Source organism: Mesorhizobium sp. P2_F8, assembly GCF_056403655.1.
In genome coordinates, this window is record NZ_JBFUFB010000003.1 from 404,871 (window position 1) to 428,795 (window position 23,925).

Below are 23,925 nucleotides of genomic sequence, written 5' to 3' on the forward strand. Positions count from 1 at the left end.
GCCCGGGATCAACCACTTGCTCACCTGGCAAGCAGTCTTATGAGTTTACGGCCCGGACGAAACCTTGGAGATGGACACATGGCGCTCAAACGGATGGACAATGTAGGGATCGTCGTCGATGACCTCGGTCAGACGATTGATTTCTTTCGCGAGCTCGGCCTCGAGCTCGAAGGGCGGGCCACGATCGAAGGAGAATGGGCCGGACGTGTCACTGGACTGGGCGATCAGCGCGTCGAGATTGCCATGATGCGCACACCGGACGGCCACGGCCGGCTCGAGCTCTCCCGCTTCCTCACGCCGCGTCCCGTCGCGGATCACCGCAACGCCCCGGTCAACGCTCTGGGCTACCTCCGCGTCATGTTCACCGTGGACGACATCGACGAGACGCTTGAAAGGCTCAGCAATCGCGGCGCGCAGCTCGTCGGCGAAGTGGTCCAGTATAAGGACGTGTATCGGCTCTGCTACATCCGCGGGCCTGAAGGGCTTCTCATCGGACTCGCCCAAGAACTCAGCTGAGTGCAATTCGGGGTGGCCGGGCCGGGCGTAGGCAAGGCAGCGCGCGGCCCGAGCCAGGTGGCTAAAGCGCGCGCGACATCCATTGGTGCAGCCTGGCCGGGCCGAAGGCCGGCTACCGGCCTTGCAGGATTTTGATCACCTTGCTGCTGTCGGCCGATGGCGACGAGAGATTGCGGTAGTCGGCATAGGTTATGCGTCCTCTGGCGACGGCATTCCAAAGGCGATTGCAGGTCGTTGCCGGCTGGCGCTCCAGGCTGACGTTGACGACTTCGGCGACGGTCTTTCTCTCGGCCAGCGGCAGTTTAGCCTGGTCCGAAATGCACTCCTTGATGACTTTGGCCTTGATCGCCGGGCTGCCGCTGAGGACGGCCTGGGCGTTGTTGAACTCGCCCTCGCTGAGTGTTGTGCAACCGGCCAGCATGACGGCGCCAAGAAGCAACGCGCCAAGGCGCGATTCAAATCTCATATGTCCCCCCAAATCAACAGCATTGAAGCCAAGCAAAACTGTGTAACATAAGCAAGATGCTTGAGAGATCATGCAAGGCAAAATAGTTGGTCCATCCGCTGGCCCTGGACCCTGCGCCCCGAGGGAGGAGCCGGGCGCGGTCGTGCCAACCCGCCTGAAGCCGGCATTGGCTAGTCTTTCCGTTTCCTCTTCAGATAATCGCCAAGCGGAATGTCCGGCGACTTGGTTTTCCACGGCTTCGATGCCTTGAAGTCGGCCGCCTGCAGTTTGGCTTCGTCGGCGTCGCGCTCCTCGCCTGTCATGCCGTCGACGGCGACCTTCGCACCATGGCGGCCCTGGCGATTGGATCTGGCCTTGAACAGCGGGATGGCCTTGCGCTTCGACTTGTTGTTCTCGCCGTAACCATCCCTGCCGTCGCGTTCATAGGAGAGGTCCTTGTCCGCCGGCGGCGACCGCTGCTCGCGTGCCTTCTGATCTCCCATCGCAAACACCCTCCGATCCCGATGGATGGACATAAACGCGTCATGGCAAGGGGCCATGTTGATTTTCAAGCGCGTTGGCGCCCTCACATCTGGTCGTTGTAGGGCTCCTTGATCTGGCCGACCATGCGGGCGAGCTTTGAAAAGGAGGGCATGTCCGCCTCCGGCTGACATTGATTGGCCAGTTCCAGCAGCCGTATCGGAAAGCTGACAGCGTCGCGGCTTGACGCGGACATGCCTTCGGACCGCTCCTGGCTGATTTCGCCGGCCTCGGCCTTGCGCAAGGCCAGGTCTATTTCCTCCGCCGTCAGCACCCCCTTTTGAACCAGGAGGTGGTTGATCGACGCGACGGCCATCAGCAGGCCTTCGAGTTGCAGATTGGCGACGTTCATGGCGATTGCTCCCGTGGCTATGATCGAAAACGCGCCAGCGGCGTTTCCGCTCCGGCGGTGAGGGCAGGGCGTAGTCGAGGTCGCAAAAGATCACAGAGCTGGCTGCCTGGAAATGCCTATTCCTGCGTCAGGCGCTCGCCATATTCGCGCCACAGCGCTTTCACTTCCAGACCCCCGAGGCGGGGGATCGAGGGATCTGCCGCGGCGATGGCGACGGCGCTGATGTCGTATTGGGGGTAGGCGTGGGCGACGAAGCGGATCGCCTCGCCAAGCGAGCGCACGCGGATGATCGGATCCGCCTGTCCCTGACCGGTGCTGCGCACACCCGAAACCGTGGCCGGCGCATGCCGCACCCTGAAGACGGATGCCATGGTTGGTCTGTCCATCGCCCTCTCCTACAAGGCCGTACGACGCGAATCATTCCATGAGCTTCAGCTAACGGTCTCACAGATGTCGGCTTATGAAAAGCCGACACGAAAAGTCCAGCCCTTGCCGCCGCTCGCATGCCGACCGGGTTGTCCGGTGAGGGCAATTGTTCTGTTGATTTGGCTATCGTGCTGATTTGCGCCAACGACCTCCAGACCCGCCGCGCAGGCGGGTTTTTTGTTTTTGGGTGTCCTTTGGCAGTGCGCCAGAACCTGCGCGGTTTCTTATCGGGAAAACCGGTATAGGAATTTTTTCACAGAAAACCGTTGACGAGGTGAGGGCAGCTATGCTACATATTTGTCCATGGTGCTGATTTGCGCCAACGACCCGCCGCCGAGGCGGGTTTTTTGTTTCTGGCGTCTGTCTATCGACGCGCCTTTGAGAACCACTTGAATGTTGGCGGACAGCGCCCCCCTCTGTCCTGCCGGACATCTCTCCCACGAGGGGGGAGATCGGCTGTCATCCCAGCTTTCGCCAATCGCCCACGCTGCAAGAATGGCGAGGCGCTGAAGCTGCCAACCTGACGACCCTTCGCAATCCTTGAGAACTCCCCATGGTCCGCTACGCCACCATCATCACCGACGATGACGGCCGCGAGGTCGTCAGCGACATTGGCGAGTTCGAGGGGGCGGCGCCGCAAGCCCGTCACGGCCTTATCGAGCAGGTCGCGCCCGGCGTGCAGATCGGCATGGTGCGCGGCGGTCCGGTGGATGCGGCCGGCTGCTTCGGATTTGGCCTGGGATCGCTGGGTGGCAGCGACCTGGCGACAGGGGCGGCACGGCTGATGAAGCGGCTGCGCCTTGCCGGCCAATCTGGTGCGGCGGGTTCCGGCGCGGCGAGATCCGAAGCGGCAACACCGGCCGGCGCGACAGAGACGGAGGCCGGTCCGGCCAAGTCGGCTCGGGCAGCCGGCAAGCCGCGCAAGCGCCTCGCCCGATCAAAATCCAAAGTGGCGAGATCGCAAGTCGCGAAATCCAAAGTGGCGAAATCGAGGGTGAAAAAAACCGCTCGATCAAAATCCACGGTGGCGAAATCCAGGACGGCCGCCGCAAAGACCACAGGGGGCGAGCATGGCTGACAAACCGCCGTCGGCTCGCCGGGCGCCGAAGCGCCGGACCGCGACGCCAGCCACCAAGCCCGCCGCCAGGCACCGGCCGAAGCGCGCGAAAAAGACGCTGGGTGATGATTTCCTGGCGGCCGTGCGCGCCGATTTCCGCACTCATGGCGCCGGCGTCATCGCCGAGGTGCGTGCCGACAAGCCCGACCAGTATCTGAAGATCGTGCTTTCGGTGCTGCCCAAGGATTTGCCAAAGGGTCTGCATGTTTCCATCAACCAACTGGACGGCTTAAGCGATGACGAGATCCGCAGCCGTATCCGCGGCCTCGAAGCCGCCCTCAAGCCGTTCCTCGAAGACCTCGATGGCGAAGACGGAATATCTGGCGCTGCTGGCGGAACTGGACCGCAGGCGCCGCACTAACCAGCTTGCCGCCTACCGACCCTATGCCAGGCAAGCCGAGTTCCATGCCGCGGGCGCGCAGAACCGCGAACGGCTGTTCATGGCCGGCAACCAGCTCGGCAAGACCAGGGCCGGCGGCGCCGAATGGGCCATGCACCTGACCGGCCGCTACCCCTCGTGGTGGCAAGGCAAGGTCTTTGACGGCGCGGTCCGGCTGTGGGCGGCAGGCGTGACCGGCGAGGGCACGCGCGACAACCCTCAGCGCGTGCTTGTCGGCCCGCCGCAGCACCAGGCGGCCTGGGGCACCGGCATGATCCCTGCCGACGCTATTGTGCACACCATCATGGGACGCGGCGCGCCGGGCGCGCTCGACAGCGTCGTGGTGCGCTGGGGCGGCGGCGGCGACGTGCAGGCCGATCAATCGGTGCTGTCGTTCAAGAGCTTCGAAAAGGGCCGCGAGAAATGGCAGGGCGAGACGCTGCACGGCGTCTGGTTCGACGAGGAACCGCCGCTCGACATCTATTCCGAAGGCCTGACCCGCACCAACGCCACTGGCGGCATCACCATCGTCACCTTCACCCCGCTGCTCGGTATGTCGGATGTGGTGCTGTTGTTCCTGTCGGCGGAAGAGGTGGGGGGAATGGGGAAGGGGTGAGGACGCAGGACTTCCCTTCTCCCCTTGTGGGAGAAGGTGGCCGAGCGAAGCTCGGTCGGATGAGGGGTGTTCCAGCTGGGCAGTGAAGGCATTTCTTCCAGCACCCCTCAACCGTCTCGGCGCTGCGCGCCGATCCACCTTCTCCCACAAGGGGAGAAGGAAAGAACCGCCGCGCCAAGCCCGAAAATCGCGCCTTAACAACGTGATACCCCCTTCGTCTCGCAAGTTGATTCAGGAGTTCGCCATGACCCGTCACGTCACCTTCATGACCATCGACGATGCCGAGCATTATTCACCCCAGGAGCGCGCGGCGATCGTTGCCGCCTATCCGGCGCATGAGCGGGAGGCGCGCGCTCGCGGCATTCCTGTGCTGGGCTCCGGCCGCATCTTTCCGGTGGCCGAGGAAACGATCGCCTGCACGCCGTTCCGGCTGCCGCGCTACTGGCCGCGCATCGGGGCGCTCGATTTCGGCTGGGACCATCCGTCGGCCGCGGTCGAGCTTGCCTGGGATACGGAGGCCGATGTCGTCTATGTCGCGAAAGCCTGCCGCGCTTCGCAGCAGACGCCGGCGATGCAGACGCTGACCCTGAAGCCATGGGGCGAATGGCTGCCCTGGGCGTGGCCGCGCGACGGCCGCCGCGAAACTCTGGAAGGGGCCGGCGTGGCGCTCGCCCGGCAGTACTCGGCGCACGGGCTGAACATGCTGACCCGCCACGCGCAATTCGCCGACGGTTCGGTCTCGGTCGAGGCCGGGTTGATGGAGATGCTCGACCGCATGCAATCCGGCCGCTTCAAGGTGTTCTCGACGCTTGCGCCCTGGTTCGAGGAATTTCGGCTTTATCATCGCAGGGACGGCCAGGTTGTAAAACTGCGCGACGATCTGATGGCGGCGACTCGTTACGGCGTGATGATGCTGCGGGAGGCTGTGGTCGATCCGGCGGAATTCAGGAGCGCGCGGCGACAGGCGGGGCAGAGCGATCCGCTGGGGGAATTTAGGTGAGGGCGAAGTGCCACGTGCTTCGTTATCCTCGGGCTTGACCCGAGGATCCATGCCGCGACTTCCAAGCGTCGCGACGGCACAGAAATTCTGCGCCGCTGCATGCGTCGGCCGAGGTCACGGCATGGATCCCAGGGTCTCCGCGACGTCGCTTCGCTCCTGCTTCGCCCTGGGATGACGAAGCGGCGAGGCTTCGGCCACCATGCCGTCCGTATCATTTCCGCCGCTTGGAATAGCTGCGATGTCCCGAATTGATCCCGTGGGTCACTCCACGATTTTCCAGTAGGAATCCTTGCGGATCACCTTGCCGTCGCGAAACGTGTAGAAGTCGCAACCATGGACTTCCTTTCTCACACCCTCGCGGGTGGTGCCTGTGAGGGTCCATTTCGAGATGCCGGTATCGGCGGCCGCATCCGCAAAATGTTGGCCGTTGCCGTAGTGGACATCGGGCAAGCCTTCGAAGCGTGTCGCCAGCGCGTCTCGTACGTTGCGCTTGCCCTCGCAAAGCGTGCCCCAAGGCATGCTCCCCCTCGGCATCTCCAGGACGCAATCGTCGGCAAAGAACGCCATGATGCGATCGAGATCGTGGGCGTTGAAGGCATCGCATAGCTCCGTCAGTGTCGATCGAATGTCCATTCGCCCGTCTCCTCCAGTCGTCGGTAGCCTGCGTGTTCGATGTCCGAAGTAGGTCACCGGCGACGGGGCCGGTCAAGTGTGCGGGCCTTCGAGACTCCGCCCGAAAGCCGGAAGCGCACCCCATCGCTCTGGCCAGTTCATGACCCTCCGCATCATCCCCGCCACGCTGCGCGATCTCTCCTACATCGCCGCCAACCTGCGCGCGGAAGACCGCGCCGAGATCGACTGCCAGCTTGACCAGTGGTCGCCGGCGCTGCTGGCGCTGACGGCGTTGCAGGGGTTTGCCTATGTCGCCGAGCTCGACGGCAATCCGGAGGCCGGCTTTGGCGCCGCCGAGCAGCGTAGCGGGCTGTGGATCGCCTGGAGCTGGGGCACGCGCCGCATGAAGCGCTGCGTGCCTGGGATCACCGTGTTTTTTCACACCGTGCTCGGGCCTCAGGTGGCTGCGCGTGGTGCGTGGCGGGTCGAGGCGCGGGCGCTGGCTGCGAATGAACTGGCGTTGCGCTGGCTTGGCCGGCTCGGCGCCACGCAACGTTGCCTGCTGCCTGGCTACGGCAGGAGCGGCGAAGATTTTTTCCTCTATGACTGGACAAGAGAAGGCTGGAACCATGTGCCTGTTTCAAAAACCACCGGAACTGAAGCCGCTGCCGCCGACACCGACGGCCGAGGACAAGGACGTGCAGGCGCGCGAGGCGGCGCTCAGGGCTGAGCTCGAACAGCGCCAGGGAACGCTCAGCACCATCAAGACCGACCTCGCGCCGGCAAGCCTCACCGGCCAGCGTCGCGTGCTTCTGGGGCTTTAGACCATGACCGCGATGAAGCGCAGTTTCAGGAAGCGCGTGCTGGCGTGGTGGTATTGGCGAAGGCATGCGCGGCTGGTGAGACGGCGGGGGTGAGGGTCAGCTGATCTCCCCCCTTGCGGGGGAGATTGGCAGCTTCGCCGCTGCTGTCCGTCGAGAGCTGTCGCGCCCCTCGATGCTTATAGCTCACCCCTTCTTGGCGAAGGCCCAGACCATCAGCGGGTATTCCTCGTCGTTGCTGAGATCGCGCCACAGGCCGTAGGCGCGGACGGGGCCGCCGATATGGGCCCTGGCGCAGGCCTTGTTGCCCCAGCCATGGACCTTGACGCTGGCTTCGGAAAAACCGCCCTCGACCATCAATTGCTTGAGGCCGGCCGGTGTCCACCGGTTGTAGTCGTGCGGCCTGGCGTGGACGCGGAACAGGAAGGGTGTCGCCACCATCGCCCAGCCTCCGGACCGGGTCATGGCGTGGATGTTCTGCACCGCCGCCAGCGGCCGCCGCACATGTTCCAGCACCTGGTCGGCGATGACGATGGAATATTGCTCGTCGGTGCGGTCCTTGCAGATGTCGAAGGCTGGGAAATCGACGCTGCGGTAGTTGGGGCACATCGCCCGCCAGGTGCGGTTCCAGCCGGGCGAGATCTCGATCACGTCGGCGGCTTTGCGGTTTCCGGCTTCGAGGAAGACGGTGAACGCCTCGATCTGGCGGATGCGCAGCCAGTTGCGGGAATCATAGCCAAGCAGGCGTTTGGCCACCTGTTTGCCGCGGTTCTTCAGGGTGCCGGCAAGGCTTGTCGTCGTCACATCGACCTCCTCCAAAACCCGCCGCGAGAAACTCGTAGCACCGCCAGGTGGGCAAAAGATGACAGGGGCGATTGAGAGGCTGGCGATCCTTCACACCCCCCTCTGTCCTGCCGGACATCTCCCCCGCAAGGGGGGAGATTGGCGGCTTCATGGCCTTACTTTTCCTGCAACGTTCGCGCTTGGAGAAGGCGGTCGCGACGTCCGATCTCCCCCCTTGCGGGGGAGATGTCCGGCAGGACAGAGGGGGGTGCTGTCCCTCTGCATTTCCAATCAATCGGCAGCCCCGCAGCGCCAAACAAGTGAGACATCCCATGACCGATTCCCGTGCCCGCGATATCCTGTCCCGCCAGTCCGAGCTCGAGAGCGAGCGCAGCCAGTATGAGGCGGTGTGGGAGCAGGTGGCGGAGTTCTGCGATCCCGACGCGCCCGACATATGGGGCGGCCGCCGTGGCGGTGGGGCGGGTTCGCAGGCCGAGCGGCAGGAGCGGCGGGGCGCGCGGGTCTACGCCAACACCATCAACTCGGCCGCCAACCGGCTCGCTGCAGGCCTCGAAAGCCTGATCATTCCGCAGTCGGAAAAATGGCACGGCCTGTCGACCGCCGAAATGAACGACGAGGAGACCGACGAGGAAAAGGAATGGGCGGAATCCTTGCGCGATTTCCTGTTTTCGCTGCGCTACTCCGCCAACTCGAACTTCGTGCCGGCGACACAGGCCTGCCTGCGCAATGTCGTGCGCTATGGCCCGGCCTATCTCTATGCCGAGGAAGGGTTTGGCTCGACGCTGATCCGCTATGCCTCGATCCCCGTGGTCGAGGGCTATCTCAGCCGCAACCGCTGGGGCCAGGTCGACATCTTTCACCGCCGCTACCAGCGCACCGCGCGGCAGGCCGCACAGCTGCTCGGCTATGAAAAGCTGCCGGCGCGCATCAAGATGCTGGTCGACGATCCGGCCAAATGCGAGACCAAGATCTCGCTGGTCCAGTGCATCCAGCCGCGCGACGAGCGCAAGATGTACAGGCTGGGCGACCACACACAGTATCTCGACACGGCGTTTGCCTCCTACCACGTCATCGAGGACGAGGAGGAGATCGTGCGGGAAAGCGGCTTTCGCACCTTCCCGGTGTCGACCTTCAACTGGCGCCGCTACGAGGGCGATCCGTACGGCATCTCGCCGACCATCGAGGCGCTGACCACCGTGCGCGAGGAAAACGCCGTGCGCCGGTCGGGCTTGCGCGCGCTGCAGCAGATCACCGATCCGGCCACCGCCTCGAAAGCCAGGCTCGACTATGTGCCTGTGCTCAATCCCGGCGAGAACTATCCCGGCCTGATCGACGACAATGGCAGGCCGCTGATCGCGCCGATCTCGACCGGGCAGAACCCGACCTATGCCTTCAACTACGCTCAGAGCCGCGCCGACGAGATCCGCGACATGATGTTCGTCAACCTGTTCCAGACACTGGTGCAGAACCCGCAGATGACGGCCACCGAAGCGCTGATCAGGCAAGAAGAAAAGGGCGCGCTGCTCGGGCCCTCCGGCTCGATCATCCAGGCCGGCTTTGCCACCAATCTCGACCGCGAGCTCGGCATTCTCGAGGACAAGGGGCTCTATGACGAAGACAGCCGATTCCTGCCGCCGGCGAGCCTCGCCGGCAAGGCCGTGCGGCCGACCTTCACCGGCCCGCTTGACGTGCTGCGCCGCTCGGCCGAGGCGCGCGACACCATCCAGGTGGTGACGACGGCCATGCAGATGGCGCAGTTCGATCCCGGCGTGATGGACAACATCGACAGTGACGAGGCGATCAAGATCGTGCAGGGCGCCGGCCGCAGCCCGCAGCGCATTTTCCGCCGCAGGCAAGAGGTCGACAGCCTGCGCGATGCCCGCGCCAAGGCAAGCCAGGCTCAGGCCGGCATGGCGGCGATCGCCAGCGCCGGAAAGGCGGCCAAGGATGCCGTGCCGGCGGCCGTGCAGGCGCGCGACAGCGGGCTGCTCGACGGGTTGCAAGGCATGCTGCAGGGACACGCCGGGCCGGCTGGTGAAGGTGTACAGGGAACATCGGGAGCGGCGGGTGGTCGGGGCGCTGCGGGTGGCGGCGCATGAGCCACAAACGCTTCGCCCATTCCGCGCAGGCAGGCGGCCCAACCAAGGCACGCGAGGCGCTGGCCAAGGCGTATCTCAGGGTGTTTTCCGGCACCGACGGCGAGATGGTGCTGGCCGACCTCGCGGCGACGGTCGGCTACTACAGGCGCCCATCCTATGGCGAGTGGATGGCGCGGACCCGCACACCCAACGGCTTCGAGCTGCACAGCGCGCTCAGCAACGCACGCGCCGAAGTGGTGCAGCACATCATGGGATTTCTGACGCTGGACGAGGCGCAGCTGGTGGCGCTGGAGAACGCGGCAAGGGCGGAGGAGGGGTAGGAACGCTCAAGCTGCGTCCCTCTCCCCGTTCACGGGGAGAGGATGCCGGCAGGCAGGTGAGGGGCGGTGCCAGCATTTCGCAACATGGCGCTGCCCCTCATCCCCCTACCGGGACCTTCCCCCCGTGAACGTGGAGAAGGGGGCTGATACTCAATAGTCGCCGTTATAATACCGGTCGTCGCAGGGTGCGGTGTAGATGCGGCCGTCGCGGTCCTGGTAGCGGCACATCTGTTCGCCGCGGCGTTGCGGTTGCGGGGTGGTGGCCGAGCCGACAACCGCGCCGAGCAGGGCGCCGCTGGCCGCGCCAATGACCGTGCTCTTGGTGTTGCCGCCAATGGCCTGGCCGACGAGGGCGCCGCCGGCGCCGCCGATCAGCGCGCCGGTTCCGGCTCTCTGCTGGCCTTCGGTCTGTGCGCAGCCTGCAAGTGCTGCAGTCATCAGCACGGCGGCGATGGCTTTGTGAAAGTTCATATGAAGTCTCCCTTGAATGCCTGAAATCCCTATCGCTCGCCACGTGCCGCCGCATTGCGGCGGAACGGGGGCACCAGGCCTCACGATATAAGACAGGGTTTCTCGGGCGTTGATGGACCGAGGCCCGAAAACACCTCATGCGAACAAGGCGGTAGCGCCGATCCTTGTCAGAATGATTCAGCCTTTGCCGGTTCGGCCTGGCTGCGCCCGGCCCTTCGCTATCGCTCCGGGCGTTCGTCGTTTGGAAAGCCAAGCAATTGGCTTCCCATGCGCTGCGCGCACCACTCCTCACTCAAACAATGGAGACATACCAATGACCAGAGGTCTTCCCCGCACACTTGTTCGCGCCGCGGCCCGCGACGCCGGCCTTGCCCCGCCGAAAGCCGGCCTGAAAGCCGTCACATCAGGGCAGGGCGGCGCCTTCCGCACCGTCTTTTCGTTCAGTGCCATGCCGGTGCCGGTCACCGACGCGCTGGCCTATGCCAGCCAGAAGATCTTCGACTTCACCGACGGCAAGGTGCGCATCAAGGGCGGCACGGCAAGATTGCAGTTCGCCGTACTCAGCCCCCGCGCGGCGACCATCAATGACAATGCGGCACTCACCTGGTCGCTCGGCTCGTCGGCGGCATCGAGCGCGACGCTGGCCTCGACCATGGTCAACGTGCTCGCCGCCACCGCGCGCACGCTGGACGGCGCCGGTGCGGCACTCTCCACCGCCTCGACCGCCGACATCGCCGCCGCCGCGACGCTGGATGGCACCACCACGCCGGTCGATCTCTATCTCAACCTCGCCTTGCCCACCGGCACCGATATCGATGCCGATGGGACGATCGCGGTGACCGGCACGATTACGGTGTTGTGGGAGAACTGGGGCGATAACGCCTAGGGCCCTGCTTAGGCCAGTGGGGTGCCGTCGGACCAGAACGCATGGAGTTTCGTCCACCAGATGGCGGACTGCGGCCGCAGCCATGACATGAAGTCGTCGGGGCTGGTGGTTCGATGCAGGCCTTGGTTCTGCAGGTCTTCGAGCAGTCCGACAATCGCTGCCTCCCGCACAGAGCGGTTGCCTCCAACAATCCATTGCTCGACGACATCAAAAATGGCGTCGAGCGGTTGGTGTCTTTGGCCTCTAGTTTGTCGATCAGGTGGTGCGCCAACTGCGACAAGGCGAGGTACTGCGGTTTCTCCGCTTCAGCGCCCCACTGATTCAGGAACGTGTCCCATTCGTCACGAAATGACGGCTCTGCAAGCAAGAGCGGCCCGAACATGTTCGAGCCGTCGAAAGTGAAATCAGGAGTTCCGTCCTTAGCGGGCATGTGTTCGTTGTCGCCCCAAGTCATCCGGCTTGCAAGGTCTTCCCCTTCTGCCCCTGTGGGAGAAGGTGGCCGAGCGAAGCTCGGTCGGATGAGGGGTGTTCCAGCTTGGCAACGCCCTTTGCCTCTTGGTCGCGTATGAACGCGGAAACTCCAACGCCTCATTTCTTCCAACAACCCTCAACCGTCTCGGCGCTTCGCGCCGATCCACCTTCTCCCACAGAGGGAGAAGGAGAAGAAGGGAACATCACATGACAGATCTGGCAGACGCCGGGTCCGTGGCGGCGCGTGCGCAGCCGGCGGGCAACCCGGCATGGTCACCGGCAGGTGCGGACAACGGGTCCGCCGCGCCTGTCGCCCAAAGTTGGTTTGACGGTCTTTCCGAAGGCAACCGCAAGCTCGCTGAAACCAAGGGCTGGACCAAGCCTGAAAGCCTCGATCGGGTTTTCACATCCTATGCGGAGCTGGAGCGGCAGCAGGGTGAGAGCCTGCGCATTCCCCAGCCCGACGCATCCCGGGAAGACTGGGACCGGTTTCATGCCCGGCTGCCCGAGGCGATGCGTCCGGTCACCTCGTCCGAAAAGGTCGAGTACCGGCGCCCGGAAGGGTTGCCGGAAAATTTCGCCTATTCGGACGAGCTCGCCCAGGCGTCCAAGGCCTGGGCAGTTGAAGCCGGCGCCTCGCCGAAGACCGCGCAGGCCTATCACGACAAGTTCGTCGGCTACATGGCCGAGCAGGCAAAAGCACAGGAGATCGCGCTCGCCCGCTCGGTCGAGGCCACCCATGACGACCTTGTCAGGGACTGGGGGCCGACCGACAGCGACGGCTTTCGCCGGAGGCTCGAGGTCGCCAACCGGGCGATGAAGAAGCTCGGTCTGGTCGACGCCTACAAGGCGAAGGGCATCCTTCTGCCTGACGGGGCGCTGACCGATCCGCAGATCGCCAAGGCGTTCCACGCCATCGGCGAGGCGATGTTCACGGAAGACACGATCGACGGCAGTGCTGCTTTCAGCGGAGCCAATCCGTTCAAGCGCAACGCCGCCGGCGAACGCAACATTTCGGCGATTTCAGCCCTCGTCAAAAGCGACCCCGCCCGTGCCCGGAGGCTGGCCCGCGAAGCCGGTGAGGACCCGGATCGGTGGATGCCGAATAATCCTCGCTGACTTTGAGAGATCACCGCTAACCAACGCAAAAGGAAGAGAAAAATGGCAGATGCCTACACCCGTATCGCGGACGCGATCGTTCCCTCCGTCTATGCGCAATATGCGTTCGAGGAACATGTCCAATCACTCGAAATCTACCAGGCCGGAATCCTGTTTTCCGACCCGGCCATCGCCTCGAAACTGTCTATGGGTGGCCGCTCGGTCGACATGCCCGGCTGGAAGGATCTCGGCAACGACCCGTCCGAGCCGGTCAATGACGATCCGGCCGATTCGATCGAGATGAAGAAGATCGGCTCGCGTCGCGAGGTCGCCGCCCGCAATGTCCGTGCCCAGGCGTGGGGCGTTCCGGACCTGACCTCGATCCTGGCGGGAGACGATCCGCAGAAGCTGATCGTCAAGCGGCAGACCGAGTACTGGCAGCGCGCCAACAAGCTGACCTTGCTCGGCATCCTGAAAGGCGTCGTCGCCGACAACATCGCCAATGACGGCGGCGATCTGGTGCGCACCACCGGGGCCTCCATTGTCGACACCGACATCATCGAGGCCGCCTATCTGATGGGCGACCGCGCCGACAAGTTCAAGACGATCTGGATGCACTCCAAACAGATGAAGGCGCTGAAGCTCGCCGACCTCATCGACTATGTGCCGTCCTCGCAGCAGGGCGGGCCGCTGATCCCTTATTACATGGGGCTGCGCGCCGTCGTCGACGACGACATTCCGGTGGTGACCGGCGTCTACACCGCGTTCATGTTCAAGGACAAGGCGATCCTGTGGAACGAACTGCCGGTCAACACCGAGGGCGGGCCGCTGGAGTTCGACCGCAAGCCGCGCCAGGGCCATGGCGGCGGCGTCACCGAAATGGTCGGCCGAAGGCACTTCGTGCCGCATGTTCCCGGCACCCGCTTCCTCGACGCCGCCTCGGCCGGCGAATTCGCCACCGATGCGGAACTGGCGCTGGCGGCCAACTGGGACCGCACCGCGTCGAGCGTCAAGGCGATGACGTTTATTGCGCTGAAGACGACCGAGGCCTGATCGGGCCGAGGATGAGGGGCGGGGGCGTTGCGCCCGCTCCTTTCCAAAGCTGCGTTCCGTCGCGCCCCCCTCTGGCCTGCCGGCCATCTCCCCCACAAGTGGGGAGATTGGCAGTTTCAAAGCCGGGCGTCTTCGTCAACGTTTGAGATTGGCGAAGGCCGGCGTGACATCCGATCTCCCCCTTTGAGGGGGAGATGGCCGGCAGGCCAGAGGGGGGCGCCGTCGAGCGCGATCTCTGATTATCGCCATCCGATCTCCAAGCCGCTTCGCAGCGGCTTTTTTCATTCCCGAAGATATCCCCATCAACCCCGTTCACGGAGGCGCTGACCCCATGGCCATCACCCCACTCGATATCGCCAACATGGCGCTTGCCGTGCTCGACGAGGCGCCGATCGACAGTCTCGACCAGGACGTCAAGGCTGCGCGCCTCATCAACCTGCATTTCGACCTGACGCGGGAGGCGGAGCTGACCAAATATGCCTGGGTGTTCGCGATCCTGCGCGCCACGGTGGCGGGCTCGGACACTGGCGGCGACGTGAGCAGCTTGAACTTCGCCTACGAGTTGCCGGCCGACTGCCTGCGGCCGCTGCCGCCGACCCGCAATGGCGAACCGGATGGCGTGCCAATCTCGTGGCGGCAGGAGGCTGACCTCATCTACAGCGACCAGCCCGGGCCGCTGGCGATCCGCTATGTCGCCAACCTCACCGATCCGAACGACTGGGACGCGCTGTTCACCGAAGTGCTGGTGGCGGCGCTCGCCATCAAGGTCGCGCATCCGCTGACCCACAAGTCGGGCCTGATCGACATAGCCCGCTCGGCCTATGACCGGGCGCTTGACGCCGCGCTCAACGCCAGCGCCATCCAGCGCGGCGGCCGCTCCTACACCGCGTCCTGGGCGTACCAGCGCGGCGACAACCGGGTCGCGCCCGGCGACAGCGGGATCTTGCGCTGATGACGACGCTTTATCCGGTCCAGGACGTCTTCACCCGCGGTGAGATCTCGCCGCGCCTGCACGCACGCGCCTCGCTCGATTTCTATCGGGCGGCACTGGCCAAATGCGAGAACTTCGTCACGCTGCCGCATGGCGGCATCCGCAAGCGCGGCGGCACCTACTTTGCCGGCGAGGTGAAGATCTCGACGAAGAAGACGCGGCTGATCCCTTTCATCTTTTCGGCCAACCAGGCCTACGCGCTCGAATTCGGCGACCTCTACATCCGCGTGTACGCCTATGGCGCCCGCGTCGGCACGGTCGAGGTGGTGACGCCGTATCTCGAGGCCGACCTGTTCAACCTCCAGTTCGTGCAATCCGCGGACCAGATGTGGATCACCCATGAGACCTATCCGACCAAGGTGCTGACGCGCACCGCGCAGACCGCATGGGCCCTGAGCGACTACCAGTTCCTCGACGGTCCCTATGACCCGATCAATGCCACGGCGACGGCGCTGGTCCCGTCCGACTACGGTTCGCTGACGCCGCCGATGACATCCAACGCTGCGCCAAGCGGCACGGTGTCGGGCTTTGGCGGGTCCGTGGACGCCTGGAAAGTGTTCGACAAGGACAGCGTCAGCCACGTCGGCACTGTCGGTGATACCGGTTCCGTCACCTACCGCACGGCCGGCGGCGCGCAGGTCATCGTCGAAAACTACACGCTGACCGCACGCTCGGGCGGCACCCAGGACAGGACGCCGACGAACTGGGTGCTCGAAGGGTCGAACAATGGCACGACATGGGTGGCGCTCGACACCCGAACCAGCGAGATCGCCTGGAACGCCGGTGAAACCCGCTTCTACGAGTTCGTCAACAAGACCGGATTTGAATACCATCGCTTCACCTGGAAGGCGATCGACGGCGCCACCGATGTCGACTTCGCCGAACTGACCTTCAATCGCGCCGCCGCCAGCCAGACGCCGTTCAACCTGACGGCCTCCTCCACCGTCGGCATCAATGGCGGCACCGGGTTCCAGGCCAGCGATGTCGGCCGCGCTGTCCGCCTGTTCGGCTCGGACGGGCGCTGGCGTTGGGCCAAGATCATCGCCCGCACCAGCACCACCGTGGTCACCATCCAGCTTTATGGCTTCGCTCTGCCTGACCTCGGCCCGATCACCCGCTGGCGGCTCGGTACCTTCGTTCCCGGCAAGTACGTCCAGTCGGGCTCGCTCTACGAGGAACGCCTGGCCTTCAGCCGGAAATTCTCGGTCTATGCCTCGGCCACCGGCGATTTCGACAATTTCGCGCTCGGCGAGAAGGACGACGACGCGCTGGAGTTCGTGCAGGCCGGCGGAGGCCAGGCCAACGACATCGTCTGGATCGCCGAATCCGACGGCGCGCTGCTGATCGGCACGTCGGGCGGCGTGCGGGCCCTGTCGGGCTCGGGCATCGACGAGGCGCTGACGCCGACCTCGTTCAAGAACCGGCGTTCGCGCACCTTCGGCTGCGCCCGCATCCGTCCGGTCGATGCCGGCCAGTCGTTCCTCTATGTCACCCGCTCGCGCAAATCGATCGCCGAGCTGACGCAGACCGCGCAGAGCCGTTTCACCTCCGATGATGTCGGCCAGATCTCCGAGCATATCCCAAAGCTTGGCGTTGTCGAACTGGCCTTCCAGACCGACCCCGATCCCCTGCTGTGGTTCCCGCTCGGCAATGGCGAGCTTGGCGGTTATACCCATCAGCCATCGCAGGAAGTCCGAGGCATGCACCGGCATCGCCTGGGCGGCGACTTCGGCGGATTGGGACGGGCGCTTGTCGAAAGTGCTGTGGTGACGCCCGGCCAGAACGGCAACGACGATCTCTGGCTGGTCGTCAAGCGCACCATTGGCGGCGCCACCAGGCGCTTCATCGAGATCAAGACCGCGCCCTTCGAGTATGGCGCTATCGCCGACGCCTTCGAGGTCGATTGCGGCCTCACCTATTCCGGCGCGGCGGTGACCACGGTGGGCGGCGCGCTACATCTCGCCGGCCAGTCCGTCGATGTACTGGCCGGCACAAAGGTCTATCGCGGCCTGACCGTCAGCAGCGGCGGCACCGTGACCTTGCCGCCGGGGTCGGCCGCATCCGCCAAATGGCAGCTCGGCCTGCCCTATGCGGCGAGCGCCGACACGCTGGAGCTCGATGTCGGCGGCCGCGACGGCTCGATCATCGGCCGCCGCAAGAAGGTGGCGAAGGTGATCCTGTCGCTGCTCGAGACCGACACAACGGGGCTCGAAGTGCAATCGCTCATGCGCGGCCGCTGGGAGCCGGTGCGCGTGCCCTCGATCGTCGCGCCGGACGGCGGGGCAACGCTGTTCACCGGCAATGTCGAGGTGCCGATCGACGACAGCTGGGAAGGGCAGGGAAGGGTGAGGATCCGCCACGTCAACCCGACGCCCTGCACCATCCGCGCCTTCACGCCGGTGTTCGACGCGGAGCCTTAGCGGCGAGGCGCAAGCCGAAGGTTGCATTCCCGCCCACCCCCCTCTGGCCTGCCGGCCATCTCCCCCGCAAGGGGGGAGATCAGACGGCACCCCTGCCTTCGCCAATCGCCAACGTTGTAGGCGCAGCGGCAACGCCTGAACTGCCAATCTCCCTCCTTGCGGGGGAGATGGCGGCAGGCCAGAGGGGGGTGCTGTCCCGTCGGCGTTGATCCTTTCCGCTTCGCGGATCGCCCCCTCACTCCCCCAAAAGGACCTCCCCATGACATCCCCCCATGCCGAGCAACTCGGCAGGGCGCGGACGGCTGCCGAATTCGCTGCCGTCATCGCCTTGCTCGACACCGACCTCAACGACGCGCGTCGCCGCCGGGCCGAGCTGGCGCAAGCCGAGGACCGCGCGGTGTTCGGCGATGGCGACCTTGCCGCCGCGCGCGCCGCGCTCGACGACTGCAACGCGGCAATCGCGCTCTTGGAAAAGACCATCGACGCCGCCGGCAAGCGCCGCGCGGAGGTCGCGCAGAGCGAAGCCCGCGCCGACATCGCAGCGCTTGGCGACGAGATCAAGGCGAGGGCGGCCCTGCTCGGCGAGCGCTGGCGCTGCGTCCACCGGCTGGTCGAAGAGCTGCGCCAGCAATTGTTCGAGGCCGATGCGCTGGCCCGCGCGATCGCCACCGCCAACGGCCTGTTCGACGCTGCCGGCGTCGCCGATTTGAAGGTGAACCTGACCACCACCCGCCGCACCGCGATGGCCGGGCCGCGTGCCGCAGCACCCGCCCGGCTCAGCCGGCCGGCGCTGCAGGCCGACAGGCTCCTGCTGACCTTCCTCAGCCCCGGCGGCGCGCTCGACCCGCGCCCGGCGCTCGGCGCGCCGGTCAAGCGTCCCGAAGTCAGGCCCCCCGACGTCAGGCGTCCCGGTGGCGTCAAAAGCCAATTCCTTCCCGCAACCAAACCCTTGGGCGAACGAGGCTGAACCATGTGCACACTCGCTCTTCTCGGCACCGCTCTTTCGGTCGGCGGCGCGCTGGCCGAGGGCCGGCAATCGAAGCAGATGGCCGACGCCCAAGCCAGGGCCTACGAGCAGCAGGCGCGGGCCGACGCGCAAAGCGCCGCCTTCGAACAGGGCCAGGAGCGCCACAAGCAGGATCTCCTGCAGGCGCAGGCGCGCGCCCTGGCCGGCGCTTCCGGCGTCGGCACGGCCGGCTCGCCGGCCGAGGTGCTGGCGGCCAACGCCGGGCAGGGCCAGCTCGACCTCAAGGCGATCCAGTACAGCTCGCTGCTGCGCCAGAACAATCTCGGTACGCAAGGTGCCATTTCGCGCTTTTCCGGAAAGCAGGCGGTGGCGGCGTCGATCTTCAATGCGGGCCGCAGCCTCGGATCGAGCCTCTCCGGCCTCTACGACCCGACCAAGGCGGTGACCTTCGGCAAGGGCGCCTTCCCGCCGCCACCGGGCGGCTTTTCCACCGGGGGTCTCTACTGATGGCGACCATTCCTCTCCAAATAGCCCAGCGCCGGCTCGAGACCGGCAATGCGGTGCAATACCCGAACGGCTCGCCGGTCGGCCGGGCGATGCAGGGTTTTGGCGACGAGCTTTCCGCCGTCGCCGAGCGCTACCGGCAGATGAAAGAGCGGCAGGACGCGTTCGACGCCGAGATCGCGCGCCGCCGCTTCAACGGCCGCATCGCGCAGGCGGAAGACGAGGTGACGGCCAATGCGCCGGCCGATGGCAGCGGCCTGCATGACGCCATGTACGGCCAGGTCGATCCGCGCACCGGCCGGGTGGTCAAACCAGGCCTGTTCGACACGCTGTTCGACGATGCCTTGCCGACCATGCCCGAGAGCCAGCGCGCCGCTTTCGCCAGCCAGAAGGAGGCGATGCGCGCGCCCGGCTCGCTGCGCATGGCCACAAGGCAGCAAGGGCGGCGTGATGATTATGAGCTGGCCGAGTGGAGCGCAGTGCAGGATGCCTCGCTCAGGGCTATCGCGCAGAGCGACCCCGCTGACGCCAGCACATTCGAGTCGATCCTCCAGAGCGGGCTCAATCTGATCGCCAAGATGGGCAACCCTGCCAATAGGCAAGCTGCCGACGCTGCCTGGCGCAGCAACACGGCAAAAGCGCTTGTCCGGTTTGGCGCAGCCGAATGGCCTAGCGATGGAGACGCCTCGTGAGGTCTATGTGGCAAGGATGGATGGGCTGGTGTCTTCTTATGGGCACATCAGAAACCGCGCAACTATGCCTATCAGCGGTCTAATCGACGCGCCGTGGCAACGGAACCAAAGCGGTCGCGCCACTAATTTTAGCCCTATGGCCCGGCTGCTCTGATCGCGAGGCGAAGCTGTCGCAGCCTCGCCTCGACAGAGGTTAGTTCATAGCCCCTGCAGGCGGGCAAAATCGGCAGGGGTAGCCGCGCGCTCGACGATGGTGCGGCCCGATGCATCTTTCGTCTCAAGCATGCCGTTTTCTATCTCTTCCTTGGTGCCGTCCGGATGAGTGACCTCGATCTTATTGCCTTCCACCTCGACTTTGTCGCCAGCGGCGTTCACGTGCTCTTGTTCATGATGGCCGTTATCGTCGGCGCCGTGGTCATCGGCACCGTGGTCATCGGCACCGTGGTCATCGGCGCCGTGATCGTCGGCACCGTGATCGTCGTCACCATGGTCGTCGCCACCGCCATCATCGCCGCCACCAGATCCGGAATTCCCGCCGTCATCGCCACCACCGGATTCTGAGTTGCCACCGGAGCCGGAGCTGCCGCCGTGGCCCTCTCCGCCGCCGCCACCACCACCGCCGCCTTCGCCCTTGGCGTAGGCTGCCGCAGGCTCGATCTTGGCAACGGAGTGAAGACTGAGTTGATAGGGAGCTGTTGTTAAGGCAAATGCGGTTGAGGCACGCAACGCGAACCAGATGACCCGGCTTGAAGTCAATTTCTGCATGATGGTCCTCCTTTGCTAACTTGGAGGCAACGCCGACAGTTGTTCGATTCTTCCTGAATTTTTCGGGAAATGGTGGAATAAGACTGTTGCCGGGGGCAGATAAGACCTAATCCGCCAATCTTTCGGACCAAAGTCCCACATGCCCTCTAGCGAGAAGAGATTTTGGTTGCCCGGAAACGATTCAGCGTTGCCAGCAACCATCGACGTGAGGAATATAATCCTGTTGCGGCGACCCTCAATGGAGCTCGCCATGTCCAAAACCCTCGCCGACACCCTGGCCGCTCGCGAAAGAATGTATGTCAATTGCGGACAACCGGCATGCTGCAAGTCGACAAAGCTCGACGTCCAGGTGCTGATCGACAGACTCGGCCCCGATCACGGTTCCATACATTGGGACCTGGTCGGGCGCTTTGGATGCTCGTCGTGCAAGGGGCGTCGCACATCCGCGCTAGTCGCCAGAAATCTCACATCTGAAGCCTCGCTTTCGCGGGGCTTTTTTTATGGAGCAAGCCTGTGGCCCATCCTGCTGCCGCCGCCCTTCACCCGTTGGCCGGCGAGCTTGAACCCGTGCGCCTAGCCACCACCGCGAACGTCGCCCTCTATGGCCTGCAGACCATCGATGCGATGGCGGTCCAAGTCGGCGACCGGGTGCTTGTCAAGGACCAGACGAACGCGACGCAGAACGGCATATATATGGTGAGCGAAGGCCATTGGCCTCGCGCAGCCGACGCGCGCAACCCGCGAACCTTGCAGAGGAGCACCACGGTGTACGTGCGGCAAGGCGCGATCTCGTCCCATCTCGTCTATGCCTTCGAAACTTCCGATCCGGTGATAGGGGCCGATCCTATCGTGCTGTCCTGCTGCCTGTCGGACGACGCGCTGGGCGACTTGGTGGGCGCGGACAGCATCGCCATGCGCTCACGCTAGAATTCCGCAAGTGAGGTTGTGCAAGGCTCTGGGACCGCTGTGGCAAGCCAATCCCGGCGTTCCATCAAAGTTTAACGATCGGGAAAGGGCCGTGGAAAGCACGTGCGGTAACAGTTGATTCAACCATCGCTGGTATATTAGGGAGTGTAAGTAGCGGCTCCGACAGTGCGGGGGGCGCTGTGTGCCGGAGCCGCCGGCGCAGTCCGGTTGGGGTTGACCGCGCCGTCCTATTCTGGGACAGCGCGGTCAACGATTCGTTAAAATTTTCCGGAACTAATAAAGCGTATGCTAATTGCATCGGCGCCCGGCAATTTTCATTTCGGCGGCTGCCTCGCCTTCCCGCCTGCACACAATGACGGCCGAACGGACTTGAGTGCACTGTCACGGTAATTCCGGGCCAGGCTGTTTCAAAGCAGGGCCAGGCCGCATTTGAACCGCCACACAATCCGCAATGTTCACAGCCTCGCTTTCGCGGGGCTTTTTTCATGGAGCAAGCCCTATGGCCCGACCTGCAACTGCCGCCGTTCGCCTGTTGACCGGCGAACGCGAACCCGTGCGCCTGGCAACAACGGGCAACATCATCTTGTCGGGTCTGAAGACCATCGACGGCGTGCTGACCGAGGTCGGCGACCGGGTGCTGGTGACCCACCAAACAGACCAATCAACCAATGGCATCTACACGGCCAGCGAAGGCGTATGGTACCGCGCAGCTGACGCGCGCACGTCGCGGACTATGCAGAAGGGGACCACTGTCTACGTGCAACTGGGGTCGGGGAACGGCGCGAAAACGTACCAGTTTAACACTGTCGACCCAGTCATCGGCACTACCAGCCTCAGCATTACGGGGGATGCCGATCCGGTGCTGAAATCTGACATCGTCGATGAAGATGACATGCACTCAAACAGCGATCAAAAAGTGCCCACACAGCAAAGCGTCAAAGCCTATGTGGACAATAACATTTTGCTTGCCTACGGCGGCGCAAAGGCCGCGCTGGCGGCAAAGGCCGTTGACATGTGGAACGGCGTGTCCACACAGATTGAGTGCTTTGGGGACAGCACTATGCTCGGTGTTGACAGCGGTCTTGGAGGGATTACTCCACAGCCCGCCCCGGACAAGCTGCAATCCGTGCTGCGGGATTACTATTTTAGCTCTGCCGTTACGGTCACCAATCGTGCGGTCAGCGGTTCCCGTTCACAGCAGATGCTTGAGGGCACCGATGGTTCCGGCTCAACATTCGAAGCCAAGATGGCCGTCAGCACTGCGGAGATCGTCATCTGTAATCACTGCATCAATGACTGCCAGAACATACCCCCGACCACACCGGATCAATATCGGAAAAACCTGCTGACATTTGTCAATGCTTGCATCAAGTACGGCAAAATTCCGATCCTGCAGACGCCCAATCCGATGTTTGCTATTGCCGCCTTGGGGACGCCCGACAAGGCAAACCGACTGAAGAACTACGTTCAGATCATGCGGGACGTGGCACTGGCTACCGATGCGCCTCTCATCGAGGTTTACGACCTGATCAACTCATGGGTGCGCACTGGCCGCTACCGCGTGTCGGACCTTGTGCCGGATGGATGCCACCCCACGGTAATCACCTATCGGGCTATTGGCTTACAGATGGCGACCCCCTTCTTGCATCCTCATGCTGGTCTTGCTGGTCCTGAACAGTTTATATCGACCATCGAGGGAGCCGTTACCATCGATCCAGCGAATGCGCCCCTCCCTGCGCCGGCCACACGGACAGGCTTCCAGTTAATCTCGGACGCCATAGACCACGCCAAGAGCCTCAAGGTTGCGGTGCGCGTCGACGTGCCGGGGTTAGACATCTGCATCGCCTATCCCATCTGGGCTGGCGGCAAGAACGGTGTTGACGTCGCTTGGGATCAAGTGTCGGTTGGTGGTATCAACCAACTGTCGACAGCCGCTTTTGGCGGTGACTTTGTGCATGATCACGAAGTGTGCATCGCGCGGGACGTTCCCGTTGGGCTCCATCTGCTCACCATGGCATCCGGTGGCGGGACAGCCTCCCTCGGCCTTAGCTACGTTAGATCGAGAAGGACGAGAACCAAGAAGGCATTCGTCGGAGGTGCGCAAAGCCGTGACCTTTGGAGGGATCGCGCCTTGCAGACGATTACGCACTATGGGGCCGGTCCAGACAGCGCCTTCATTGAAGACGATCTCCTGATCTCGCCGCATTTTGCAGCGGGTGGGCTCGACATCACCTTCAACTCAAACATGGCGAAGGACACTCAATTCATCCTGTACGGCGTCACGACAGTAGCCTCTGGTGGTGCTGGCCCCCTTACAGCCCGTATGGGAGTCGGCGTCGGACTGGATGCCTCCGGCTTCGTCAACGTCTACCAGTTGACAGGCGCCGCCACATACGCAACGACCGCTCTTAACGCCGTGGATTTTAGCGGTGTGGCCCGCCAATGGCGGCTTATCCTTGCGGCCGGTACGTCTAACCTTCAAGTCTTCGTCAGCGGTGCCAGCCTTGGCACCGTGGCGCTCACCGGGCCATACCTTGGCGGCTTCATGGGGGCGCGCGCGAACGGCGCAGGCAAAACCATCATCGTCACCGACCTTCGCGACATCGAGCATTAGCGCCCGGCGGTGATCTTGC

26 protein-coding genes and 1 pseudogene are annotated in these 23,925 nt (G+C 64.1%); 18 read left to right on the forward strand and 9 right to left on the reverse strand.

Features of this window, described 5'->3' with window-relative positions; translation table 11 throughout:
* The first annotated feature begins 78 nt into the window (after positions 1 to 78).
* Positions 79 to 516 carry a VOC family protein gene (locus AC1DZP_RS09320; protein ID WP_477301762.1) on the forward strand — a complete coding sequence of 146 codons (438 nt, stop codon included), beginning with the start codon at positions 79 to 81 and terminating at the stop codon, positions 514 to 516.
* A gap of 112 nt (positions 517 to 628) precedes the next feature.
* On the opposite strand, the gene AC1DZP_RS09325 is transcribed toward AC1DZP_RS09320, so the two are convergent.
* The 4 genes from AC1DZP_RS09325 to AC1DZP_RS09340 form a co-directional block, all read right to left on the reverse strand.
* On the reverse strand, positions 629 to 982 hold the full coding sequence (locus tag AC1DZP_RS09325; protein ID WP_477301764.1) for a hypothetical protein: 354 nt from the start codon (positions 980 to 982) through the stop codon (positions 629 to 631).
* A gap of 170 nt (positions 983 to 1,152) precedes the next feature.
* Complete coding sequence (locus tag AC1DZP_RS09330; RefSeq protein ID WP_477301766.1) at positions 1,153 to 1,464, reverse strand: hypothetical protein; 312 nt, start codon at positions 1,462 to 1,464, stop codon at positions 1,153 to 1,155.
* Between the two features lie 83 nt (positions 1,465 to 1,547).
* The gene (locus tag AC1DZP_RS09335; RefSeq protein WP_095091377.1) at positions 1,548 to 1,853 is read right to left on the reverse strand and encodes a hypothetical protein; all 306 of its coding nucleotides are present in this window, start codon (positions 1,851 to 1,853) and stop codon (positions 1,548 to 1,550) included.
* 116 nt (positions 1,854 to 1,969) lie between these two features.
* Positions 1,970 to 2,239 (reverse strand): hypothetical protein, encoded by a 270-nt coding sequence (locus tag AC1DZP_RS09340; protein WP_477301768.1) that lies wholly within the window; start codon positions 2,237 to 2,239, stop codon positions 1,970 to 1,972.
* Positions 2,240 to 2,832: 593 nt separating this feature from the next.
* Here AC1DZP_RS09340 and AC1DZP_RS09345 point away from each other — a divergent pair.
* From AC1DZP_RS09345 to AC1DZP_RS09360, 4 genes and pseudogenes are all read left to right on the forward strand, one after another.
* Positions 2,833 to 3,357, forward strand: coding sequence for a hypothetical protein (locus AC1DZP_RS09345; RefSeq protein ID WP_477301770.1), 525 nt, complete (start codon positions 2,833 to 2,835; stop codon positions 3,355 to 3,357).
* Positions 3,350 to 3,757: a hypothetical protein gene (locus tag AC1DZP_RS09350; RefSeq protein ID WP_477301772.1), complete on the forward strand. Its 408-nt coding sequence runs from the start codon at positions 3,350 to 3,352 to the stop codon at positions 3,755 to 3,757. Before AC1DZP_RS09345 ends, AC1DZP_RS09350 begins: the two co-directional genes overlap by 8 nt.
* Positions 3,699 to 4,416 (forward strand): annotated as a pseudogene (locus tag AC1DZP_RS09355) (terminase large subunit domain-containing protein); the annotation flags it as partial. The gene AC1DZP_RS09350 and the pseudogene AC1DZP_RS09355, both read left to right, overlap by 59 nt.
* A gap of 219 nt (positions 4,417 to 4,635) precedes the next feature.
* On the forward strand, positions 4,636 to 5,391 hold the full coding sequence (locus tag AC1DZP_RS09360) for a phage terminase large subunit family protein (RefSeq protein WP_477302209.1): 756 nt from the start codon (positions 4,636 to 4,638) through the stop codon (positions 5,389 to 5,391).
* Positions 5,392 to 5,652: 261 nt separating this feature from the next.
* On the opposite strand, the gene AC1DZP_RS09365 is transcribed toward AC1DZP_RS09360, so the two are convergent.
* On the reverse strand, positions 5,653 to 6,024 hold the full coding sequence (locus AC1DZP_RS09365) for a nuclear transport factor 2 family protein (protein WP_477301774.1): 372 nt from the start codon (positions 6,022 to 6,024) through the stop codon (positions 5,653 to 5,655).
* Between the two features lie 139 nt (positions 6,025 to 6,163).
* Between AC1DZP_RS09365 and AC1DZP_RS09370 the strand changes: the two genes are divergently transcribed.
* Entirely contained in the window at positions 6,164 to 6,733 is a 570-nt protein-coding gene (locus AC1DZP_RS09370; RefSeq protein WP_477301776.1) for a hypothetical protein, read from the forward strand.
* A gap of 277 nt (positions 6,734 to 7,010) precedes the next feature.
* On the opposite strand, the gene AC1DZP_RS09375 is transcribed toward AC1DZP_RS09370, so the two are convergent.
* A complete protein-coding gene (locus tag AC1DZP_RS09375; RefSeq protein ID WP_477301778.1) occupies positions 7,011 to 7,628 on the reverse strand; it encodes a class I SAM-dependent methyltransferase in 618 nt (205 codons plus the stop codon).
* 311 nt (positions 7,629 to 7,939) lie between these two features.
* On the opposite strand from AC1DZP_RS09375, the gene AC1DZP_RS09380 reads away from it, so the two are divergent.
* Both AC1DZP_RS09380 and AC1DZP_RS09385 read left to right on the forward strand, forming a co-directional pair.
* The gene (locus AC1DZP_RS09380) at positions 7,940 to 9,727 is read left to right on the forward strand and encodes a portal protein (RefSeq protein ID WP_477301780.1); all 1,788 of its coding nucleotides are present in this window, start codon (positions 7,940 to 7,942) and stop codon (positions 9,725 to 9,727) included.
* On the forward strand, positions 9,724 to 10,047 hold the full coding sequence (locus tag AC1DZP_RS09385) for a Bbp19 family protein (RefSeq protein WP_477301782.1): 324 nt from the start codon (positions 9,724 to 9,726) through the stop codon (positions 10,045 to 10,047). Before AC1DZP_RS09380 ends, AC1DZP_RS09385 begins: the two co-directional genes overlap by 4 nt.
* 150 nt (positions 10,048 to 10,197) lie before the next feature.
* On the opposite strand, the gene AC1DZP_RS09390 is transcribed toward AC1DZP_RS09385, so the two are convergent.
* Positions 10,198 to 10,518, reverse strand: a complete 321-nt coding sequence (locus AC1DZP_RS09390; protein ID WP_095091384.1) for a YMGG-like glycine zipper-containing protein — start codon at positions 10,516 to 10,518, stop codon at positions 10,198 to 10,200.
* Positions 10,519 to 10,831: 313 nt separating this feature from the next.
* Between AC1DZP_RS09390 and AC1DZP_RS09395 the strand changes: the two genes are divergently transcribed.
* Positions 10,832 to 11,404 carry a hypothetical protein gene (locus AC1DZP_RS09395; RefSeq protein ID WP_477301784.1) on the forward strand — a complete coding sequence of 191 codons (573 nt, stop codon included), beginning with the start codon at positions 10,832 to 10,834 and terminating at the stop codon, positions 11,402 to 11,404.
* Between the two features lie 8 nt (positions 11,405 to 11,412).
* On the opposite strand, the gene AC1DZP_RS09400 is transcribed toward AC1DZP_RS09395, so the two are convergent.
* On the reverse strand, positions 11,413 to 11,619 hold the full coding sequence (locus tag AC1DZP_RS09400; protein ID WP_477302211.1) for a DUF7674 family protein: 207 nt from the start codon (positions 11,617 to 11,619) through the stop codon (positions 11,413 to 11,415).
* A gap of 463 nt (positions 11,620 to 12,082) precedes the next feature.
* Between AC1DZP_RS09400 and AC1DZP_RS09405 the strand changes: the two genes are divergently transcribed.
* The 7 genes from AC1DZP_RS09405 to AC1DZP_RS09435 all read left to right on the forward strand — a co-directional run bounded on the left by AC1DZP_RS09405 (position 12,083) and on the right by AC1DZP_RS09435 (position 19,600).
* Positions 12,083 to 12,994: a hypothetical protein gene (locus AC1DZP_RS09405; RefSeq protein ID WP_477301786.1), complete on the forward strand. Its 912-nt coding sequence runs from the start codon at positions 12,083 to 12,085 to the stop codon at positions 12,992 to 12,994.
* A 42-nt stretch (positions 12,995 to 13,036) separates the two neighbouring features.
* Positions 13,037 to 14,026 carry a Coat protein gene (locus AC1DZP_RS09410; RefSeq protein ID WP_477301788.1) on the forward strand — a complete coding sequence of 330 codons (990 nt, stop codon included), beginning with the start codon at positions 13,037 to 13,039 and terminating at the stop codon, positions 14,024 to 14,026.
* A gap of 331 nt (positions 14,027 to 14,357) precedes the next feature.
* Complete coding sequence (locus AC1DZP_RS09415) at positions 14,358 to 14,978, forward strand: phage connector family protein (protein ID WP_477301790.1); 621 nt, start codon at positions 14,358 to 14,360, stop codon at positions 14,976 to 14,978.
* A complete protein-coding gene (locus AC1DZP_RS09420) occupies positions 14,978 to 17,437 on the forward strand; it encodes a phage tail protein (RefSeq protein ID WP_477301792.1) in 2,460 nt (819 codons plus the stop codon). Before AC1DZP_RS09415 ends, AC1DZP_RS09420 begins: the two co-directional genes overlap by 1 nt.
* A 259-nt stretch (positions 17,438 to 17,696) precedes the next feature.
* The gene (locus tag AC1DZP_RS09425; RefSeq protein WP_477301794.1) at positions 17,697 to 18,404 is read left to right on the forward strand and encodes a hypothetical protein; all 708 of its coding nucleotides are present in this window, start codon (positions 17,697 to 17,699) and stop codon (positions 18,402 to 18,404) included.
* A 3-nt stretch (positions 18,405 to 18,407) separates the two neighbouring features.
* Entirely contained in the window at positions 18,408 to 18,911 is a 504-nt protein-coding gene (locus AC1DZP_RS09430; protein ID WP_477301796.1) for a hypothetical protein, read from the forward strand.
* Positions 18,911 to 19,600: a hypothetical protein gene (locus AC1DZP_RS09435; RefSeq protein ID WP_477301798.1), complete on the forward strand. Its 690-nt coding sequence runs from the start codon at positions 18,911 to 18,913 to the stop codon at positions 19,598 to 19,600. Before AC1DZP_RS09430 ends, AC1DZP_RS09435 begins: the two co-directional genes overlap by 1 nt.
* Before the next feature lie 198 nt (positions 19,601 to 19,798).
* Here AC1DZP_RS09435 and AC1DZP_RS09440 read toward each other — a convergent pair whose 3' ends face one another.
* Positions 19,799 to 20,365: a hypothetical protein gene (locus AC1DZP_RS09440; protein ID WP_477301800.1), complete on the reverse strand. Its 567-nt coding sequence runs from the start codon at positions 20,363 to 20,365 to the stop codon at positions 19,799 to 19,801.
* A 513-nt stretch (positions 20,366 to 20,878) separates the two neighbouring features.
* Between AC1DZP_RS09440 and AC1DZP_RS09445 the strand changes: the two genes are divergently transcribed.
* On the forward strand, positions 20,879 to 21,292 hold the full coding sequence (locus tag AC1DZP_RS09445) for a hypothetical protein (protein WP_477301802.1): 414 nt from the start codon (positions 20,879 to 20,881) through the stop codon (positions 21,290 to 21,292).
* Positions 21,293 to 21,791: 499 nt separating this feature from the next.
* Positions 21,792 to 23,906 (forward strand): SGNH/GDSL hydrolase family protein, encoded by a 2,115-nt coding sequence (locus tag AC1DZP_RS09450; RefSeq protein ID WP_477301804.1) that lies wholly within the window; start codon positions 21,792 to 21,794, stop codon positions 23,904 to 23,906.
* The last annotated feature ends 19 nt before the right edge of the window (positions 23,907 to 23,925 follow it).

Bases quoted from the DNA above. Each gene is read 5' to 3' on its own strand.
- AC1DZP_RS09320 (WP_477301762.1), top strand. From the start codon at position 79: ATGGCGCTCAAACGGATGGACAATGTAGGGATCGTCGTCGATGACCTC.
- AC1DZP_RS09325 (WP_477301764.1), bottom strand. From the start codon at position 982: ATGAGATTTGAATCGCGCCTTGGCGCGTTGCTTCTTGGCGCCGTCATG.
- AC1DZP_RS09330 (WP_477301766.1), bottom strand. From the start codon at position 1,464: ATGGGAGATCAGAAGGCACGCGAGCAGCGGTCGCCGCCGGCGGACAAG.
- AC1DZP_RS09335 (WP_095091377.1), bottom strand. From the start codon at position 1,853: ATGAACGTCGCCAATCTGCAACTCGAAGGCCTGCTGATGGCCGTCGCG.
- AC1DZP_RS09340 (WP_477301768.1), bottom strand. From the start codon at position 2,239: ATGGACAGACCAACCATGGCATCCGTCTTCAGGGTGCGGCATGCGCCG.
- AC1DZP_RS09345 (WP_477301770.1), top strand. From the start codon at position 2,833: ATGGTCCGCTACGCCACCATCATCACCGACGATGACGGCCGCGAGGTC.
- AC1DZP_RS09350 (WP_477301772.1), top strand. From the start codon at position 3,350: ATGGCTGACAAACCGCCGTCGGCTCGCCGGGCGCCGAAGCGCCGGACC.
- AC1DZP_RS09360 (WP_477302209.1), top strand. From the start codon at position 4,636: ATGACCCGTCACGTCACCTTCATGACCATCGACGATGCCGAGCATTAT.
- AC1DZP_RS09365 (WP_477301774.1), bottom strand. From the start codon at position 6,024: ATGGACATTCGATCGACACTGACGGAGCTATGCGATGCCTTCAACGCC.
- AC1DZP_RS09370 (WP_477301776.1), top strand. From the start codon at position 6,164: ATGACCCTCCGCATCATCCCCGCCACGCTGCGCGATCTCTCCTACATC.
- AC1DZP_RS09380 (WP_477301780.1), top strand. From the start codon at position 7,940: ATGACCGATTCCCGTGCCCGCGATATCCTGTCCCGCCAGTCCGAGCTC.
- AC1DZP_RS09385 (WP_477301782.1), top strand. From the start codon at position 9,724: ATGAGCCACAAACGCTTCGCCCATTCCGCGCAGGCAGGCGGCCCAACC.
- AC1DZP_RS09390 (WP_095091384.1), bottom strand. From the start codon at position 10,518: ATGAACTTTCACAAAGCCATCGCCGCCGTGCTGATGACTGCAGCACTT.
- AC1DZP_RS09395 (WP_477301784.1), top strand. From the start codon at position 10,832: ATGACCAGAGGTCTTCCCCGCACACTTGTTCGCGCCGCGGCCCGCGAC.
- AC1DZP_RS09405 (WP_477301786.1), top strand. From the start codon at position 12,083: ATGACAGATCTGGCAGACGCCGGGTCCGTGGCGGCGCGTGCGCAGCCG.
- AC1DZP_RS09410 (WP_477301788.1), top strand. From the start codon at position 13,037: ATGGCAGATGCCTACACCCGTATCGCGGACGCGATCGTTCCCTCCGTC.
- AC1DZP_RS09415 (WP_477301790.1), top strand. From the start codon at position 14,358: ATGGCCATCACCCCACTCGATATCGCCAACATGGCGCTTGCCGTGCTC.
- AC1DZP_RS09420 (WP_477301792.1), top strand. From the start codon at position 14,978: ATGACGACGCTTTATCCGGTCCAGGACGTCTTCACCCGCGGTGAGATC.
- AC1DZP_RS09425 (WP_477301794.1), top strand. From the start codon at position 17,697: ATGACATCCCCCCATGCCGAGCAACTCGGCAGGGCGCGGACGGCTGCC.
- AC1DZP_RS09430 (WP_477301796.1), top strand. From the start codon at position 18,408: ATGTGCACACTCGCTCTTCTCGGCACCGCTCTTTCGGTCGGCGGCGCG.
- AC1DZP_RS09435 (WP_477301798.1), top strand. From the start codon at position 18,911: ATGGCGACCATTCCTCTCCAAATAGCCCAGCGCCGGCTCGAGACCGGC.
- AC1DZP_RS09440 (WP_477301800.1), bottom strand. From the start codon at position 20,365: ATGCAGAAATTGACTTCAAGCCGGGTCATCTGGTTCGCGTTGCGTGCC.
- AC1DZP_RS09450 (WP_477301804.1), top strand. From the start codon at position 21,792: ATGGCCCGACCTGCAACTGCCGCCGTTCGCCTGTTGACCGGCGAACGC.